This window comes from Candidatus Chlamydia corallus, from assembly GCF_002817655.1.
GTDB lineage: Bacteria > Chlamydiota > Chlamydiia > Chlamydiales > Chlamydiaceae > Chlamydia > Chlamydia corallus.
On sequence record NZ_NWQK01000001.1, the window covers coordinates 518,052 to 535,357 of the forward strand.

Consider the following 17,306-nt stretch of genomic DNA (forward strand, 5'->3'; position numbering starts at 1 on the left):
TCACTATTATGCGATCCATGTTTCGAGTTTTCCTTTATTTTTTTACACTTAGCGCATCATGCTGTTTCGCCGATGCCAGTCTATATGAAAACTCCTGTCCTTCGCGTTGCCAGCCTACTCCTACCCCCGCGAATCCTAATCCTGTACGTGTAGTACAACAACCTGTTGTATCACCAGCCCCCTCGTACACACCCCCAGTGGCTGCTGATGACGTTCTCCCAAGAGATCATCTTTCAGATGGAAGTTTTTCGGATACTTATCCAGACATTACAACGCAAGCTATCATCTTAATTTTCTTGGCCCTTTCGCCCTTCTTAGTGATGTTACTCACTTCGTATCTAAAGATTATTATTACTCTAGTCCTTTTGCGTAACGCCTTAGGAGTGCAACAAACACCTCCCAGTCAAGTCCTCAATGGTATTGCACTCATCCTTTCTATTTATGTCATGTTCCCAACTGGCGTGGCTATGTATAAAGATGCTCGCAGGGAAATCGAAGCCAATACGATTCCTCAAAGTCTCTTCACTGCACAGGGTGCTGAAACAGTTTTTGTAGCTTTAAATAAATCTAAAGAACCCTTGCGTTCTTTCCTAATTCGCAATACTCCAAAAGCACAAATCCAAAGTTTTTATAAGATTTCACAAAAAACATTCCCTACAGAAATTCGAGAGCACCTTACCGCATCTGATTTCGTAATCATTATTCCTGCTTTTATTATGGGGCAGATAAAAAATGCTTTTGAAATTGGTGTTTTGATCTATCTACCTTTCTTTGTTATTGATTTAGTGACTGCTAATGTTCTTGTAGCGATGCAGATGATGATGTTATCCCCTCTCTCGATTTCGTTGCCTTTAAAGTTACTTCTAATAGTCATGGTAGACGGATGGACATTACTGCTCCAAGGACTTATGATCAGCTTTAAATAAGGACACGTGCCGTGTTAGCTTTCTTCGCAACTAGTTTCAAATCTGTTCTTTTTGAGTACTCTTATCAGTCCTTATTACTGATTTTGATTGTTTCGGCACCCCCGATTATCTTAGCTTCGATTGTAGGGATTATGGTCGCAATCTTCCAGGCAGCAACACAAATTCAAGAGCAAACTTTTGCTTTTGCAGTAAAGCTTGTCGTGATTTTTGGGACCTTAATGATCTCTGGAGGATGGCTTAGCAACATGATCTTACGCTTTGCGGGTCAGATTTTCCAAAACTTCTACAAATGGAAATAAAAAGCTTATGGGAATTTCTCTACCAGAGCTTTTTTCCAACCTCGGTTCCGCTTACTTAGATTACATCTTTCAACGCCCTCCAGCGTATGTTTGGGCAGTTTTTCTTCTTTTATTGGCAAGGCTTTTGCCTATTTTTGCTGTAGCTCCTTTTCTAGGAGCAAAGCTTTTTCCCTCTCCTATTAAAATTGGCATAGGCCTCTCTTGGCTTGCAGTAATCTTTCCAAAAGTCTTGGCAGATACGCAGATCGCGAATTACATGGATAACAATCTTTTTTATATTTTACTTGTGAAGGAGATGATTATTGGGATCGTGATTGGTTTTGTTTTAGCCTTTCCCTTTTATGCTGCACAATCAGCAGGATCTTTCATCACTAACCAACAGGGGATTCAAGGTTTAGAAGGTGCTACATCTCTTATTTCTATTGAGCAGACCTCTCCTCACGGAATTTTATACCACTACTTTGTGACAATTGTTTTTTGGTTAGTGGGGGGTCACCGCATTGTAATTTCTCTTCTATTGCAAACTCTTGAAGTGATCCCTATCCACAGTTTCTTTCCTGCAGAGATGATGAGCCTGCATGCCCCGATTTGGATTACTATGATCAAGATGTGCCAGCTCTGCCTCGTTATGACCATACAACTTAGTGCACCCGCAGCTCTAGCCATGTTAATGTCTGACCTATTCCTAGGGATTATTAACCGTATGGCGCCTCAAGTTCAGGTCATCTACCTCCTCTCTGCACTCAAAGCTTTCATGGGTCTTATCTTCCTAACCCTTGCTTGGTGGTTTATAATTAAGCAGATTGATTATTTCACTCTTGCTTGGTTCAAAGAAGTCCCGATTATGCTCTTAGGTTCAAGCCCTCAAGTACTCTAATCTGATTTCTTCTTTATCCTAGGCTCTCATAAAGTCCTTGTATGACATATCCTCTTACTTTCGGCGAACTGTTTATAATTTCTTAGGCAATTTTCATTCGTGTTCTTTATAAGCTAAGAACATGTAAATGAGAGAAAGTAAGAAACGATAGTATGGGATGAGAGTTGAGACGTAATAAATCTCGAGCTTTAATGAGTATTTCTAAAAACAAGGCAAAAAAGCTTAGGAAAGGAGAGCTTCAACATTTTGCCTTTAGGGAAAGAGGGTTAGTTTTAAGAAGGTTTGTTCGAAGCATCCTGACGTTTATCGCAAGAATCTTTCGAACAAGACGGCGCTGTCGTAATGAAAGAAAGGATTACGCAGAGAACAATAAAAGAGACGGCAAAGGAAGGTATATTTAATACAAAAAACAAAATCAGACCGCAAAGAATCGCATTCTTAATAGGGCCATTAGCAATCGAATAGCTCTGCAGATTGCTTAGCATTTTACGAATTTCAATGTGAAAACCTAAGACCGTACCACAAGCAATAAACAGCCCCCCTGCCCATGAAACAAAATCCGTAATAATACCAACAAGCACTAGGCAACCACCGATGGTTTCACAAGCTCGATGAGAGAGAAATTTTTTCCATCTTCCTATTTTAGGATTGGAGTGTAAATCTTTCACCCTACGCTTCAAAGAGCCAAATTGTGAAGACGATTCTTTAGAGGAGTTCTCTTTCGGGGTCTCGTCTGCCATGGTCCTACCTATAGAAATATTTTTTATTGTACTTATTAAGACAATTATCAAAAAAAACTATTTAAAATAAATAATAAAATTGAATTATAATTTAATACTCTTTGAAGGGCAGCGACATCGAGAAATTGCCTTAGTATCTGGATCTACCAAAAATAAGTAATCCCCTGCACTTCCCAAGGTACAGTCAAACATTTTTTTATTTAATATGGGAAGCAGGTCATACCGGCTCAGAATTAACTGCATTTTGTCTCTCAACTCCAAACGGAAGTCTGTTCGTGTTTTAAAGAGCTCTAAAGCAGCAGCTTGTCCGTGTTCTTGGATTGCTTGTTCTTGACGCTTCACCGCCTCCCAAACGCCGTCACGGAGTAGAGAAGCTTCCCTATAAGCATCGGGATGATCTAGAACAGCTTCTAACAATAAGGGATCCATAAAAATCAAGTTTAGCTTACAGTGGCCTAAACTTTTTTCTTCATAGTGCAGAAAATTCAGTAGCGACTGAGAGGTTGCAGACCCTCTTAGCATTTTATAAAGAATCTCCGCATGTTCATCTGGCAACGTTAGGGTTTCAATAACATCTGGCCCCAACTGAAGTCCACCCTCTAAAATCTCTTGTTTTTTACCTATCAAGGCGTTAGCAATAATATACTCAGATCCAGGAGGCGCATTTCCAGTATCTACATAGGCACGTCGAAGTAATCGAATAAAAATAGAGTACCACGATGCTGTGTCACTATAGTGTTCAGGAGCCTCATGAAGCAAAGCATATAGGTTATAGCGTGAATTATTGGGAGGCCTTGAAAAAGGAACCTGTAATAAGCGATATCTTTGCTTTTTCTTAGTGGCTACTTTCGCAATCTGATTTGGCGTGATCTTCCCTGTATCTTTTGAGATTCTTTCGAGCGCTGAAGCATGCCGAGATTTTTCCTGATATTCGATTTCAGCACAAGCAGAGCGCTTGATAGAAAAGAAATTTTCACCACGTTCTATAGTTTGAGCACATGCACAACGCTTACGAGCATTAGCAGCGTCAAAAGCTACTAAAGAAATTAATGATGTCAAACACAGTAAAGTAAAAATATAAGGTTGCATAGGCTTATTTCCCAAGAGCAAATTGGTAGGTTAGGGTTCTTACGGGATACGCTTTAGGTTCCCGTGTTATAGTCAAAGCAACTTTTTCAGGAAGTTTGTCAGGATTAGGATTTTTCTGATAGGAAATTACAACACTAGTAACGTGGGAAAGCAGCAGCTGCGTTTCGGAATGTGTCTCGTCCTTCATATTACAAATACGAAGTTCCAATCTATGTTCTTTGGTATCGTGATAAAGAGAAGCTCGTACAGCACCCGCCAGTTTCGGGTCTCTATAGACGCCCCGATCAAATATTAAAGAGAATAAAGACCCAGGATCCTGGGAAGATGAAGAGAGTGACATGCTGAATAGGGTGCGCAACTGCTTGTATGCTCGATTTTCCTCTATGTAAAGGTTATAAATACGTTCTTTTTGCTTTTGTACAGAATAAATCTTCCGATACCAAAAGCCCAAAGTCCCTAATAGCAGAGCAATTAGGGTAAATGACATGAGTAATTCCATAAGCACAAAGCCACGCTTTTGCTTTTTCTTGCTAGTTATAGAGTTACGCATAAGCATCTTTGCACCGATACTGCTTGTTTCTGATCAGGGAAAAGTTCCACAACCACATCGGCAAGACAAACCTTCATCTTAAGATTATCACCACGCACTTCTTGACGAATATCTACACTATAACCATACGGTATACGATAACCTACCCCCTGACTTGTATATCCTAAAGAAACCGTCTGCCCCATCCCCGATGCAAGGACAGTTCCTTGTGCCATTTGCTCACGCATCTTTTCTTCAACAGATAGAAAACAGTGATCGATAAGGGCGGGCAATTGCACATTGAAAATATCTTCCTCAAAAGACCTATGCAGAGCGTAATAGAATCTGATGCAAGGCATTAGCACTGCGCAAACCAAGGAAAGCGCCATCAGTACTTCTACAAGTAAAAAGCCGCGTTTGATCTTACGTCTGGACCTTATCATTTTACTAAAGAGTTACTTTTTAGTTGAACTTTGCACACGTTTAGAGAAAATTACTAAGTCATCACCCCTTTCATTAAGTTGAACAACAAGGTCTTCTCCCCAAGAGTCTTTAAGTAATTTCTTACCCTCTTTACACCAGGAGGCCTCTTCTACAATTGTCTCCTTATGAGCGACGATTTCTTTTAACGAAGATCCTCCTGTTGCGTACTCCATCATTAAAATATCGTATACTTTGGCACAGTTTTGCTCAGATTGAAATACCTTGCCTTTATGAATACTGCCTCTCATATTGAATGCTAAAGCACCACCAATAATCCCTATGAGGGTGATTACAACCATCATCTCGATCAATGTAATAGATTGCTTTCTCTTTTGTTTTTTCATAGCGACTCCTCCGAGTATGCACTTTATAATGTTTGGATATTGCTTGTTAGTGGGATCAATATTGCTAACATGATCACACCGATTATCCCTCCAAGAAAAATCAGAATCACGGGTTGACACCACGACGTTATCGCAGCCAATGTTTTTTGCGTATCCTCATTATAAATGTGAGCTACATATCCTAAAACATCACCAAGATCACCCGACTCCTCTCCCAAGGAAATCATACCTATAGCGAGCTTGGGAACCCAAGAACGCTGGGCAAGCTCCCGACTTAAAGAGCCTCCGCCAATTACAGCCTGAACAATATCTTTCATATCCGATTTCAGCCTATCATAGGGAATCGCATCACACCCCAAGTCGAGACCTTCGATTAGGGTGCCTCCCCCCTTCAAGATCGCTGATGCAACTGAACAAAACCTATTCACTGCTAACTTAACAACAAACTTCTTAGTTCCTGGTAAAGCAAATAACAGCTTTTCTAGCATCTTCCTCCAGGGAATACGGTGACGCATCAAAGTCCCAACGATAGCTAAAGCACTCATAGCTCCTAAAAATAGATAACGGTATTCACAAAGATAGTCGCTAACTCCAAAAACAATTTTTGTTAATCCTTTGACTTCCATATTTTCAAAGGTTTCTTTTAATGAGGGAATCACTCCTAGCAAGAAGAAAAGCATCACACCAAAAGAAAATACAAGTAAGACAAAAGGATAGCTTAACGCTCCTATCATCTTCCTTGAAATCTGGGCACGTTCTTCTAATACGACGATAATATTTTGCAAACATCCTTCCAGGTTTCCCACACTTTCTCCAGCAGCCACACCGCTACAATAAAAATGATCAAAAATATTAGGATGTGCTGCCATAGCTTGAGATAAAGACCCACCCGACCTTAGCGTTTCCATAAATGATGTGAGCAAAAGTCCCATTTTCTGCCCATGATACTGATCTCTTAAAGATACCAGGCTTTCGTATAGAGGCAATCCCGAACGGAGGAGGAGGAGGAGCTGTTTTGTAAAAATAATCAGTTCGGAACTTTTAATGCTCACCCTTCGCAGGGCTATCTCTCGAATGTTTAAAATTTGGATATTTTCCTGCGCGAGCTTTTCCCTAGCCTCTTCTATATGAAGGGCTTCTAAACATCCACGTTTTCTTCGTTCCCTAGAATCTAAATACGTATACCGATATCGAGGCATCTGTCCTCCCTAATCATACCGCTTTGTAACTCTTAAGACTTCTGCCAGGGTAGTCTCGCCAGATAAAACAAGAGCTATGCCGTGCTCTAATATTGGTAAAAATCCGTTTTGTTCGGCAGTTTCTCGTAGGACATGGTAGGGGGAGTGTGAAGCAACTTCGGAACGAAATATTGTATTCGGACGTAAAAACTCGTAAATTCCTTGTCTTCCTTTATATCCAGAACGGAAACAGTGTATGCACCCCTGACCCCGATATAAAGGAGTTTCTGTATCTTTCCCTAAAGAAGCTAAAAAAGATTTTTCCTGGTGCTCGGGAGTATAGGCGACCCTACAGTAGGGGCAGATTGTTCGCACCAATCTCTGTGCAACGACACCCACGAGCGTTGCTGATAACAAATAAGACTCTACACCCATATCAAGAAGTCGAGGAATCGCAGAAATCGCATCATTTGTATGGAGGGTGCTTACTACCAAATGTCCTGTAAGAGCTGCTTGTATTGCGATTTCTGCAGTTTCCTGATCCCGGATTTCTCCGACCATGAGAATATCAGGATCTTGGCGCAATAGATGCCGTAAACCTCGTGCGAAAGTCAGCCCAATTTTAGGCTTAACAGCAATCTGAGCAATCCCCTGCAGTTTATATTCTGGAGGATCTTCGATCGTCATGATATTTGTTAAAGGGCCTTTAAGCTCTTGTAATAAACTATAGAGGGTCGTAGTTTTACCACTCCCTGTGGGTCCTGTAACAAGAAGAATCCCTTCGGGAGCTGTTATCGTATCTTTAAATAGTATTTCGGTATCCTTAGGCATACGCAGGCCCGCGATATCCAAAATTACATTGCGTTTATCTAAAATACGCAAAACAACACGCTCTCCATAAATCACAGGAACCGTGCTGACACGCATGTCAACTTCCTGACCACCAATTTGGATCTTAATACGCCCATCTTGAGGAAGGCGGTGCTCAGCAATGTCCATCTTTGCCAGGACTTTAAGCCGGGTCGTTAATGCCGAACGAAGGTGGGAGGGAGGCGAATGACGATCATGGAGCACACCATCAATGCGATAGCGGATCCTCATAGAATCTTCGCCAGGCTCGAAATGAATATCCGAAGACCGCTCCTCAATAGCTTCTTTCAAGATCAAGTTTAACAGGCGCACCACTGGAATCGTATCGGTATTCTCTAGAAGATCTTCTTCTTCTGGAATTGCAGTGGAATCTTCCTCTTTCATTGTTAACAACATATCGGAAACATTACCTTCACGATTGCTGTAAAGCTGCTGTAGACGCTGCAGAATCTCCGATTCATCTTTTAGCACAAAACGAATCGGCTTTTTTATTAACAGCTTGACTTCATCTTGAGCAATTACTGAAGTCGCGGTTGCATGAGCTATGGTAATTGCCTCGCTACTCTCTTCAATAGGCAGGAGGCAGTGTTTCTTTAAAAATGTATAGGGGAGGATATTCAAAAGCTCCTGAGATAAAAAATTAGCAACCATCGTATTCTCGCCCTTCTACCTGAGATAAAGGTACGCCTGCTAGGGGAAGCATGTCTAATTTTTTATGAGCAGCTCGTGCTGCAGCTTCGCTAGCTGCTAAAGCTTTACGGAACTCTTCTCCCTCTCCAGGACGAGAAGATAGTAAAGCCTCTTCTTGACGTCCTTGTTGTTCCACGGGGTTTTCTAAAATTTTTGGAGTGATAAATACAAACATTTCCGTGAGGCTGTCTGATGTAGAACTCATTCCAAATAACTTCCCAATACCAGGAATTTCTCCAAGGAAAGGAATGCCGTCATGAGAATCTGACATCTGTTTGCAACGCAAACCTCCAATAATCACAGTCTCTCCGTCAGCTATGCGTACCTTATTGGTAATATTACGCCTGGTAACATCAGGGCGATCATCATGATTCTTTCCCGTAGTATCAAAGGTGATGTCTGTCTCTAGAGTAATGTAATTTTTCCCATCTTCTTCTCCCATGTTAATTACTGGGAGCATTTTTATCATAATACCGTACTGTGCACGATTGTACTGTAATTTATCTTTATCTGAAGAAACCGCTATAGACATCTCATCAACCACGGCAATCCGTGCTGGAGTTTGGTTCATAGTGACTACCGAAGGACTCGCATTAATCCGAACGTCCTCTTGAGCCATTAAAAATTGATAGGCAAGATCGTATCCAGGAACTACTGAGGATCCTGTACTTCCTTTAAACAAAAATTCTAAGATTCCAGCTCCTCCCACCCAAGATACAGAAGGACTGCAACCTTTTTTACAGACTTCTTCACCAAGACGTAGAAGATTCAACCCAGATTTCTGTTCATGTGCCAGTTTTCTTTCAAATAGCAGCACCTCAATACGAACCATCTTTTTAGGAACATCGAGCTTTTTAAGTAGCATTTGAATGCGTGGAAGAGCTTCTTTCTCAACCACCATAATAAGTGTCCCTGTCTTAGAGTCGGCAATAAAGTTTCCATACTTCACAGAACCATCTTTGCCAGAAGAGCTTACCGTAGTATCAATTTGGATTGAGGTGTTTAATTGTGACCCACACCCATCACCAGCTCCAATGCTACCTTTATTCTCCCCAGAGAAGACGTCATGGACTTGGGAAAGCAAAGCAGCCAACTCTTGTGGGTCGGAGTGCTTGACGTTATACCAAAATACCGTTTTATCTGTAGGATTCTCAATACCCTCTTCGACCTCTCGAATCAGATTAAGTGCTTGCTGCACTAAAGCCGATGTCCCGCTTAAAAACAACGAACGCCCTTGATATTGTAAAGGCACAACACGAAGCCCTAAAGATTCTTCGCTCACATCTTTAGTTAGATCTTCACGAAACGCTGCGTTAAGAATAGAAATCATCTCCCCAGCATCGATTTTAGTTAAAGGAATGATCCGATACTCTTGACGTATGCTGTCTGACTGTACAAAATTATAAATCTTAAGAAGTTCGTCTACTTCTCCTGCAGTACCAAAAATCCACACACGACCTGCTATAACATCCACGTGTGTTGTTTCAGGATTAATGAACTTCTTTAAGACATGTTGATTGGTATGCGCGTCTATGGTCGAATGCAATACAAAACCAATATAAGCCGTCTCTGGGAGAGCCTCTAAATCCTTCCTACAAGAAAAGACTCCAGCAACACTACAGCCTTCCTTACGCATTGTATAAAGTTCTTTAATCCAGGGACTGACCTCGCGTACACCAATTCCTAAACGAGATAAAATCTGTGTGAGGCACTCTTCGAAAGACTCTTTAGGAACTACAAATTTTGATAATGTCGCAATTTTAATTGATCCAATCTCTTGAGGAATCAAGTAGACTGTGTCTTCCGTTCCATAATCAGTAACAAGGTTATAAATCGTAGTCTCTGGATGATTCCAGAGAGCATAGTCTTCAAGATTTCCTCCTTTATCACGAATTTCTGCTGCCCAAAGTTCTTCAATTTCTCGAAGATGCCTTCGTACCTTACCAATTCTCTGAAGTAAGTCTTTCCAAAGCGCTTCATCCTCAATTCCAGCATCCCGTAGCTGATGTGCTTCATCATACAACTTTCTAAGCTGAAGACTATATTCTCTCATATTCGCATTAAACGAGGCTGTTCCCGCATAGTCATCTGTTCCATTCCCAGCATGCTCTAGAGAGGCCATCTTCTCTGCTATGGTTAAAGCCATCCCACAAGGACAATAGAGCATTCCTGATAAGGCAACTAAGTGTAGTAAAGAATTACGCCAAAAAACCATCTACGACCCCCCACGATTGGCTGTCCCTTGATTCGCTGCGGCGACACGTGTGTTCGAAGACACTTCTTGAGAGACAGCGGTAAGCTCAAATCCTTGTTTTAATGGTAAACTTATTGTTTCTACTAAAGTCCTTTGTGCATTAAACATGTGTCCTCGCAACACGAACCCTCGAAGATCCTTTTCTAACTTTTCAAAGACCAAAAGAGGTCCCGTGGCCCTTCCCGTAAGGTAATCTTGAATCTGCTCCGCTTTAGAAAGTTTTTCCCAACCCGTAGCGGTTCTTAATATCCAATCATCAGGAGAAAGAATCAGCCTCTGTCCCCCAACTAAAACGATAGGCTTTGACCATGAGCGCATACCAATGAACTCTATTTCACGTACTATCTCGTTGATTTCGATAGGCGAAGGGAGCCCCTTGACAAGACTTATGGTCTGCCGTTGTGTACCACCGACATTCCACAAATCGGCAATCATCACCTTATCGTCTATTCTTTTTACCTCAAAAAGAGGCACTGCCGTGCTTGATCCTTGAAATTCTCCGCAGGTCTGCCAAAAGTTGCCGTCCCAAAGCAAAACATCTCCAACAGCAAGGTATCGACTATAATTTTCTTCATCACTCGATACAAAATCCACACGTTCTTTTGTCACCTTATCAGCGTACTCAGATCCCCCATGCATCAACAGGAACTTGTCAACTCCTATACGACGTATCTTTTGCTTTACTGGGAAGCTAGCATCTACCCGAATCCCCCCAATCTCCCAACAGTCTAGTTTAGTGGCTGGAGGATTTAAAAATAAGGTTTCATAATCTCGCGGCTTCGAGATGAGCTCCTTATTTAAACCTTGCAGACGTACTTTGACTTCAACTCTACCGTCAACGCTCACAGAAAAACACTCGATCCAGAGCTCTGTTGGCACCCCTTTAGGGCTGAAGGAATAGACAGGACCTCGAGAAGAAGGAGTCACATTTAAATAGATCCTCTCCTTAAGAGAGGCTACGTAATGCTCTTTTGAAGAGGCCAACTGCAATGAAAACTTTCTACCACAAGCATCTGGTCTATCGTTACTGCCAAGAAAAATCACCTCTTTCCTCAAGTCAGGCAACCTCTCTTCTAAATCTGGAAAATTTAAAGCCCAAGGCCCTCCTGAGAGATTCTCTTCCTGAGGAAACCCTCGAATCCCCCCAAAACTTTCTTGGGCGCTCAAAGAAATACTATATAAATCTGTTGCATAGTTAGGTGAATAGCACAGCATCCAAAGAAGCGCGATGAAACTCACAAAACTATAACCTATCGAAAGAAGCTGGTACATATTGAGGGCAGGCTAAAAATAAAGTTATAAGATAACTTAAAAAACAAAAAAAATCAATTTATAAAAAGAAACAATCGATTTAAAGTTAAAAACTAAATCGAATTTAATTTATAAATAAACTAACTCTGAGACTACAGGACGTGCAGTTAAACTAAAATTTTTATCTTTATCTATACATAAGGTATCCTCTATCCGAATCCCTCCAATCCCAGGAAAATAGACTCCTGGTTCCACGGTAATAGTCATCCCAGACTGGAGTTTCACTTGACTCCCTTTTGGAGAACAAGGGTATTCGTGAATATTTCGTCCGACTCCATGCCCGATTCCATGGATAAAATAGCTATCAAGGTTATGCTCCTGGAGAACACGCACAGCTTCTGCATCAATCTCTCCCCAAAGAACTCCTTCTTTGCAAAGAGCCATGGCTCGCTTTTGCGCTTCCACAACGACAGAATAACTCTCCAAGAGCTTAGGATGCGGCATCCCTAATGCCGTCATCCGCGTCATATCAGAGCAGTACCCGTTCAAAAGAACTCCAATATCAATAAGAACAATATCTCCTTTCCTTAAAGGTCTGTCTGTAGGAATCGCGTGGGGAAAAGCAGAATGTTCTCCGAAAGCAATAATTGGAGGGAATGAGGGCCCTTCGGCTCCCGCCTCGGCCCAGAAAACGCGAAGTTGTCTAACTACCTCTTTTTCTGTTATTCCCTCTTGAAGTAATGTCAATACGTAATCATATCCTAAAGATCCTAGAGATGCAGCTTCTTGCATGCACCTAATTTCTTCCTGAGATTTTATACTACGAATTTTCTCTGTAAAGTATTCTAGAGGCTCCCAAAGACAGGGAAACACTTGTCTCTGTGCAAACTTATGATAGACTGTCGAAGCACTATCAAATCCAATTTTTTGATACCTCTGTTTTTGGATATATGACGATAAGTCTTCGACAACATCCTGACTCAAAAAAGTAAGGGGCACACGTTGGATATGAGCATAGAGATCTTTATCCATTCTGTAGACAAAGAACATCACTTCTTGTTGTCCTATCAATAAAATGCCTGCAATTGCTTCATCATTCAGAAAATAAGCAAGATCTTCGCTTTTTTCCACAAAAATAGCATCAAGATTATGTGCTGTAAGAGCTCTTTGAGCACGTAAAATACGATCATGAGACATATAATTATCCTTCAATAAAGTCGGAGTCTAAAATTAACCGACGAATTCGTGCACCGTCAAATCCTTTTTCAGGCTTCCCTAAGCCCCAAAGAAGGGCGAGCCAAGAAACATCAAAAACATGCTGATGTTTAGAAAAGGCAGCTTGTGCCAAAGTCTCCTTCATCAACAACAGTAAAGTCTCTGAGTTTATCTCTGTAGAGCCTCTTGCTGCCAATAGCAACAGCCATTCTTTTAACTCTTCTTCACCAATTACAGTTGGAGTACTTTCAATAGAAAAAGTACAGGGTCCCACTTGTGATATCTCTATTCCTAAATCGCACAATGCTTCCCTATGATGAGAAAAGAAAGAAGACTCCTCAGATGTAACCTGAAGGCGTAGGGGAATCAATAGTGTTTGTGATTGATACATGCGACGCGTCTCTTCCATCAAAGACAAAAAAAATAGATGCTTTCGCGCTGCTGCTGTAAAGATAACGTGTACTCCCTCGATGTCCTCAGCAAGCACAACGCGACCTAGAGAAGTCAAAAAGCGAACGTCTCTACAATGCGTCCAATCCATTTGGAAATTGGGTCGTTGAAATGGAATGCCTTTTTTCCCCAAGAAATGGCGTTCTGAATTAGGTTGAAGACTATTTTGAGAAAACTCACAACTCTCTTCTTCTTTCAAATCTAAATCGCTTGTTTGCAACATACGGAATGTTGGCGGGGACACAGGCCTTTCTATCTCTTGATCGGTACGACATATCATGCCAGGAGGGCAAGTTAGAGTTTCTATGATTGCTTCTTTAATACAATCGCCAACAAGTTCTTCTTTGAGAATCCGGGCTTCTATTTTTTGCGGGTGCACATTAAAATCACACCACGAAGAAGGAAGGTACAGTTTCAGAACAAAAACAGGATACCTTTGGAGAGGCAGAAGGAAAGAATAGGCGTCCCCTACTTTCCTAGAGATAAATAAAGATTCTATAGGACGATTATTAATAAAAATTTTCTGTCCCTGACGTGTTGGACGATGGAAGCTGGGGGAGCCTAAAAACCCTACAATACGGACAGAATTCTCTTCCTTATCTATGTTAAGGGCATCCTGCATGAAGTTGCCCCCCATAACATAGGCTACTCTTTCTTGAAACCCTTGTTGTTTAGAGATTTGAATTTCACGACGCCCTTCACTAATCCAAGACCAACCGACATTTTCTGTAGATAAAATCCGATTTTCTATCAGTTTTCGAATCCCTAAACGATCAGATTGCGAGCTCTTTTGGAAGCCACGACGGACAGGGACATTATAGAAAAGAGAGTTAACAATAACTGTTGTGCCTAATTGCCGGGCACAAGGCTCGCAGGAAATGACATTGCCTCCATGAATTACAGCGCGCACACCCTTGTCTCCTTCGACAGAAGATAGGATTTCCATTTTAGAAATAGAGGCTATTGAGGGAAGCGCCTCACCCCGGAAGCCAAAGCTATTTAGAGAAAAAACGTCGGAAAATTCTTTTATTTTTGAAGTGGCGTGACGCTGCAGAGCTAAGGGAATCTCTTCGGCTCTGAAGCCACAACCATTATCTTTAATAATGATCACGCCCTGTCCCCCTCCTAAAGTCTCGATTTCTATTTCATCAGCCCCAGCGTCTAAGGAATTCTCGATAAGCTCTTTAACAACAGAAATGGAGTTTTCAATGACCTCGCCAGCAGCAATTTGATTAATAGTGAGGGGATCAAGTAACTGAATAGGCCTTCTCACAGACATAGCTGCCTTGGTTAAATTCCTAAACAAGCAAATTAAAATACCCTAACGCTAATGTCAAGAAAGCTTCCACCTGATTTCTATTTTTTCTTAAAAATGAACAACTTAGAAAATTATTTAATGAATAATAAAAAATATTATTACTAAGAAGCTTGTTTTTAGAGAAAGATTAATTTTAAAATTAATCTATAAATACAAAATAATTTTATTTTAGGAATTAGATCGATGAGCAAGCCATCTCCTCGTAATGCCAATCAACCTTACAAACCTTCAGCCTCTTTTAATAAAAAAACGCGCAGCCGTTTAGCAGAACTAGCCGCTCAGAAGAAAGCCAAGGCTGATGACTTAGAACAGGTCCATCCTGTCCCTACAGAAGAAGAAATGAAACAAGCTTTAAGCAATATCTTTGAAGGACTTAGCAATGGAATAGACCTACAACAGATTCTAGGCCTCTCGGACTACCTCTTAGAGGAGATTTATACTGTAGCTTATACTTTCTATTCTCAAGGGAAGTACAACGAGGCTGTAGGACTCTTTCAACTATTAGCAGCAGCACAACCTCAGAACTACAAGTATATGTTAGGTTTAAGCTCGTGCTACCACCAATTACATTTATATAATGAAGCTGCTTTTGGATTTTTCCTTGCTTTTGATGCGCAACCCCAAAACCCCATTCCTCCTTATTACATTGCTGATAGCTTACTCAAGCTCCAACAGCCTGAAGAATCTAGCAATTTCTTAGATATCACTATGGATATCTGTGGAAACAACCCAGAATTCAAAATCTTAAAAGAACGTTGCCAAATTATGAAACAGTCTATTGATAAGCAAATGGCTGGAGAAAATAAGAAATCAACAACAAAGAAACCTGCTACGAAAAACAAAACAACAGCAAAAAAGAAAAGCGGAAAGAAACATTAGTACTTGTGGATTCTAAGGAGAAATTATTATGAACAAAAAGCCCAAGAAAACAAAAAAGGTAGCTAAGTCTAAAGCAGAGATAAAGCATGTGCAAGAAGAATCTCAAGAAGCTGCTATCCAGCAGTTAGAACTTGCTGTCTCCGATCTGTATAAAGAGCTCCCTTTAGTTCAGACGTTTGCACATCTTACTGACAAGAACCAGATCAATAGTATCATCGCAGCTCTTTCTGGGACTCTAGAGTCTCTGCATCTCGAAGAGTTAACTCAAGGATTATTCCCTTCTCCAAAAGAAGATGCGAACTTCGCAAAGGAACTATCTTCGGTAGTACACGGATTAAAAAACCTGACCACTGTTGTTAATAAACAAATGGTTAAAGGCGCTGAATAAGGCCTTTTCAGAATCAAACCCCTAGGATACAACCATGTCTATTTCATCTTCTTCTTCAGGACCTGACAATCAAAAAAATATCCTCTCTCAAGTCCTGACATCGACACCTCAGGGCGTGCCCCAACAAGACAAGCTTGCTGGTAATGAAACTAAGCAAATACAGCAAACACGTCAGGGTAAAAACACTGAGATGGAGAGCGACTCAGCAATTGCTGGCACTGCTGGGAAAGACAAAACTTCCTCTACTTCAAAAACAGAAACTACCCCCCAACAGGGAGTTGCTGCTGGCAAAGAAGCTATGGCAGGTCAGAAGGCAGGTGGTGATTCTGCAGTATCAGGAGCGGCTGCTACAACAGCAGCAAATACAGCAACAAAAATTGCTATGCAGACTTCTTTAGAAGAAGCAAGCAAAACTATGGAGTCCACCCTAGAATCCCTTCAAAACCTGAGTGCCACCCAAATGAAAGAGGTGGAAGATGTCGTTATTGCTGCCCTTTCAGGCAAAGATGCTGGTTCAGTAAAATTCGAAACACCTGAACTCCCTAAACCTGGGGTTACACCAAGATCTGAAGTTATCGAAACAGGTCTAGCACTTGCTAGAGCAATTCAAACATTAGGAGAAGCGACAAAATCTGCATTATCCAACTATGCGAGTACACAAGCACAAGCAGATCAGACAAATAAATTAGGCTTAGAAAAGCAAGGTCTAAAAATTGATGCAGAACGAAAAGAATACCAAGAGATGAAGGCTGCCGAGCAAAAGTCTAAGGATCTTGAAGGAACAATGGAGACTGTGAATACTGTGATGATCGCAGTTTCAGTTACCATTACGGTTCTTTCTATTGTTGCCGCTATTTTTACATGTGGAGCTGGACTGGCGGGACTAGCTGCAGGAGCTGCTGTAGGTGCAGCGGCGGCTGGGGGTGCAGCGGCAGGAACTGCCGTTGCAACAACTGTAGCAACACAAGTCACAGTTCAAGCTGTTGTTCAGGCTGTTAAACAAGCTGTTGTCGAAGCTATCAAACAGGCGATCACTCAAGCTATTAAAGCAGCTGTCAAAGCTGGAATCAAAGCGTTTATCAAAACATTAGTTAAAGCCATTGCCAAAGCAATTACTAAAGGAATATCTAAAGTGTTCGCTAAGGGATCACAAATGATTGCAAAGTCATTCCCTAAGCTCTCTAAAGTCATGTCGTCTCTTACAAGTAAATGGGTAACGGTTGGGGTTGGGGTTGTAGTTGCAGCGCCCGCTCTTGGCAAAGGGATTATGCACATGCAGCTTTCTGAAATGCAACAAAACGTTGCTCAGTTCCAGAAAGAAGTTGGGAAACTTCAGGCTGCTGCCGACATGATTAGCATGTTCACTCAGTTTTGGCAACAGGCAAGTAAAATTGCCTCAAAACAAACAGGCGAAACTAATGAGATGACTCAAAAAGCTACTAAGCTGGGCGCCCAAATCCTTAAAGCCTATGCCGCAATCAGCGGTGCTATCGCAAGCGCAGCATAAAAACTAATAATTTTTAAAG

At 41.3% G+C, this 17,306-nt stretch carries 17 protein-coding genes; 6 read left to right on the plus strand and 11 right to left on the minus strand.

The window, feature by feature from the left end:
• Positions 1-8 precede the first annotated feature (8 nt).
• Genes sctR through CMV32_RS02260 form a run of 3 tightly spaced genes read left to right on the plus strand, consistent with a single transcriptional unit; the run spans position 9 to position 2,102 of the window.
• A complete protein-coding gene (gene sctR, locus CMV32_RS02250; protein ID WP_100934297.1) occupies positions 9-926 on the plus strand; it encodes a type III secretion system export apparatus subunit SctR in 918 nt (305 codons plus the stop codon).
• 11 nt (positions 927-937) lie between these two features.
• The gene (gene sctS / locus CMV32_RS02255; protein ID WP_010883461.1) at positions 938-1,225 is read left to right on the plus strand and encodes a type III secretion system export apparatus subunit SctS; all 288 of its coding nucleotides are present in this window, start codon (positions 938-940) and stop codon (positions 1,223-1,225) included.
• Positions 1,226-1,232: 7 nt separating this feature from the next.
• The gene (locus CMV32_RS02260; RefSeq protein WP_100934298.1) at positions 1,233-2,102 is read left to right on the plus strand and encodes an EscT/YscT/HrcT family type III secretion system export apparatus protein; all 870 of its coding nucleotides are present in this window, start codon (positions 1,233-1,235) and stop codon (positions 2,100-2,102) included.
• A 272-nt stretch (positions 2,103-2,374) separates the two neighbouring features.
• Here CMV32_RS02260 and CMV32_RS02265 read toward each other — a convergent pair whose 3' ends face one another.
• The 11 genes from CMV32_RS02265 to mutL all read right to left on the minus strand — a co-directional run bounded on the left by CMV32_RS02265 (position 2,375) and on the right by mutL (position 14,474).
• Entirely contained in the window at positions 2,375-2,842 is a 468-nt protein-coding gene (locus CMV32_RS02265; protein ID WP_100934299.1) for a hypothetical protein, read from the minus strand.
• Between the two features lie 84 nt (positions 2,843-2,926).
• Positions 2,927-3,931, minus strand: a complete 1,005-nt coding sequence (locus tag CMV32_RS02270; protein ID WP_100934300.1) for a hypothetical protein — start codon at positions 3,929-3,931, stop codon at positions 2,927-2,929.
• Between the two features lie 4 nt (positions 3,932-3,935).
• Positions 3,936-4,481 (minus strand): DUF1494 domain-containing protein, encoded by a 546-nt coding sequence (locus tag CMV32_RS02275; protein ID WP_100934301.1) that lies wholly within the window; start codon positions 4,479-4,481, stop codon positions 3,936-3,938.
• Entirely contained in the window at positions 4,466-4,903 is a 438-nt protein-coding gene (locus tag CMV32_RS02280; RefSeq protein WP_100934302.1) for a hypothetical protein, read from the minus strand. Before CMV32_RS02280 ends, CMV32_RS02275 begins: the two co-directional genes overlap by 16 nt.
• 12 nt (positions 4,904-4,915) lie before the next feature.
• Positions 4,916-5,287, minus strand: coding sequence for a type II secretion system protein (locus CMV32_RS02285; protein ID WP_100934303.1), 372 nt, complete (start codon positions 5,285-5,287; stop codon positions 4,916-4,918).
• 23 nt (positions 5,288-5,310) lie between these two features.
• Complete coding sequence (locus tag CMV32_RS02290; protein ID WP_100934304.1) at positions 5,311-6,486, minus strand: type II secretion system F family protein; 1,176 nt, start codon at positions 6,484-6,486, stop codon at positions 5,311-5,313.
• Positions 6,487-6,495: 9 nt separating this feature from the next.
• Positions 6,496-7,986 (minus strand): GspE/PulE family protein, encoded by a 1,491-nt coding sequence (locus tag CMV32_RS02295; protein ID WP_100934305.1) that lies wholly within the window; start codon positions 7,984-7,986, stop codon positions 6,496-6,498.
• Entirely contained in the window at positions 7,976-10,240 is a 2,265-nt protein-coding gene (locus tag CMV32_RS02300) for a secretin N-terminal domain-containing protein (RefSeq protein ID WP_100934306.1), read from the minus strand. Before CMV32_RS02300 ends, CMV32_RS02295 begins: the two co-directional genes overlap by 11 nt.
• A complete protein-coding gene (locus tag CMV32_RS02305) occupies positions 10,241-11,494 on the minus strand; it encodes a hypothetical protein (protein ID WP_100934356.1) in 1,254 nt (417 codons plus the stop codon).
• Positions 11,495-11,659: 165 nt separating this feature from the next.
• A complete protein-coding gene (locus tag CMV32_RS02310) occupies positions 11,660-12,727 on the minus strand; it encodes a M24 family metallopeptidase (protein ID WP_100934307.1) in 1,068 nt (355 codons plus the stop codon).
• 4 nt (positions 12,728-12,731) lie between these two features.
• Positions 12,732-14,474, minus strand: a complete 1,743-nt coding sequence (mutL, locus tag CMV32_RS02315) for a DNA mismatch repair endonuclease MutL (RefSeq protein WP_100934308.1) — start codon at positions 14,472-14,474, stop codon at positions 12,732-12,734.
• 222 nt (positions 14,475-14,696) lie between these two features.
• Between mutL and CMV32_RS02320 the strand changes: the two genes are divergently transcribed.
• From CMV32_RS02320 to CMV32_RS02330, 3 genes are read left to right on the plus strand one after another with little or no spacing between them, the layout of a single operon-like run.
• Positions 14,697-15,392 carry a SycD/LcrH family type III secretion system chaperone gene (locus CMV32_RS02320; RefSeq protein ID WP_100934309.1) on the plus strand — a complete coding sequence of 232 codons (696 nt, stop codon included), beginning with the start codon at positions 14,697-14,699 and terminating at the stop codon, positions 15,390-15,392.
• Positions 15,393-15,420: 28 nt separating this feature from the next.
• Entirely contained in the window at positions 15,421-15,780 is a 360-nt protein-coding gene (locus CMV32_RS02325) for a hypothetical protein (protein ID WP_100934310.1), read from the plus strand.
• 34 nt (positions 15,781-15,814) lie between these two features.
• Positions 15,815-17,287, plus strand: a complete 1,473-nt coding sequence (locus CMV32_RS02330; RefSeq protein ID WP_100934311.1) for a secretion system protein — start codon at positions 15,815-15,817, stop codon at positions 17,285-17,287.
• Positions 17,288-17,306 lie beyond the last annotated feature (19 nt).

Bases quoted from the DNA above. Each gene is read 5' to 3' on its own strand.
- sctR (WP_100934297.1), top strand. From the start codon at position 9: ATGCGATCCATGTTTCGAGTTTTCCTTTATTTTTTTACACTTAGCGCA.
- CMV32_RS02260 (WP_100934298.1), top strand. From the start codon at position 1,233: ATGGGAATTTCTCTACCAGAGCTTTTTTCCAACCTCGGTTCCGCTTAC.
- CMV32_RS02265 (WP_100934299.1), bottom strand. From the start codon at position 2,842: ATGGCAGACGAGACCCCGAAAGAGAACTCCTCTAAAGAATCGTCTTCA.
- CMV32_RS02270 (WP_100934300.1), bottom strand. From the start codon at position 3,931: ATGCAACCTTATATTTTTACTTTACTGTGTTTGACATCATTAATTTCT.
- CMV32_RS02275 (WP_100934301.1), bottom strand. From the start codon at position 4,481: ATGCGTAACTCTATAACTAGCAAGAAAAAGCAAAAGCGTGGCTTTGTG.
- CMV32_RS02280 (WP_100934302.1), bottom strand. From the start codon at position 4,903: ATGATAAGGTCCAGACGTAAGATCAAACGCGGCTTTTTACTTGTAGAA.
- CMV32_RS02285 (WP_100934303.1), bottom strand. From the start codon at position 5,287: ATGAAAAAACAAAAGAGAAAGCAATCTATTACATTGATCGAGATGATG.
- CMV32_RS02290 (WP_100934304.1), bottom strand. From the start codon at position 6,486: ATGCCTCGATATCGGTATACGTATTTAGATTCTAGGGAACGAAGAAAA.
- CMV32_RS02295 (WP_100934305.1), bottom strand. From the start codon at position 7,986: ATGGTTGCTAATTTTTTATCTCAGGAGCTTTTGAATATCCTCCCCTAT.
- CMV32_RS02300 (WP_100934306.1), bottom strand. From the start codon at position 10,240: ATGGTTTTTTGGCGTAATTCTTTACTACACTTAGTTGCCTTATCAGGA.
- CMV32_RS02305 (WP_100934356.1), bottom strand. From the start codon at position 11,494: ATGCTGTGCTATTCACCTAACTATGCAACAGATTTATATAGTATTTCT.
- CMV32_RS02310 (WP_100934307.1), bottom strand. From the start codon at position 12,727: ATGTCTCATGATCGTATTTTACGTGCTCAAAGAGCTCTTACAGCACAT.
- mutL (WP_100934308.1), bottom strand. From the start codon at position 14,474: ATGTCTGTGAGAAGGCCTATTCAGTTACTTGATCCCCTCACTATTAAT.
- CMV32_RS02320 (WP_100934309.1), top strand. From the start codon at position 14,697: ATGAGCAAGCCATCTCCTCGTAATGCCAATCAACCTTACAAACCTTCA.
- CMV32_RS02325 (WP_100934310.1), top strand. From the start codon at position 15,421: ATGAACAAAAAGCCCAAGAAAACAAAAAAGGTAGCTAAGTCTAAAGCA.
- CMV32_RS02330 (WP_100934311.1), top strand. From the start codon at position 15,815: ATGTCTATTTCATCTTCTTCTTCAGGACCTGACAATCAAAAAAATATC.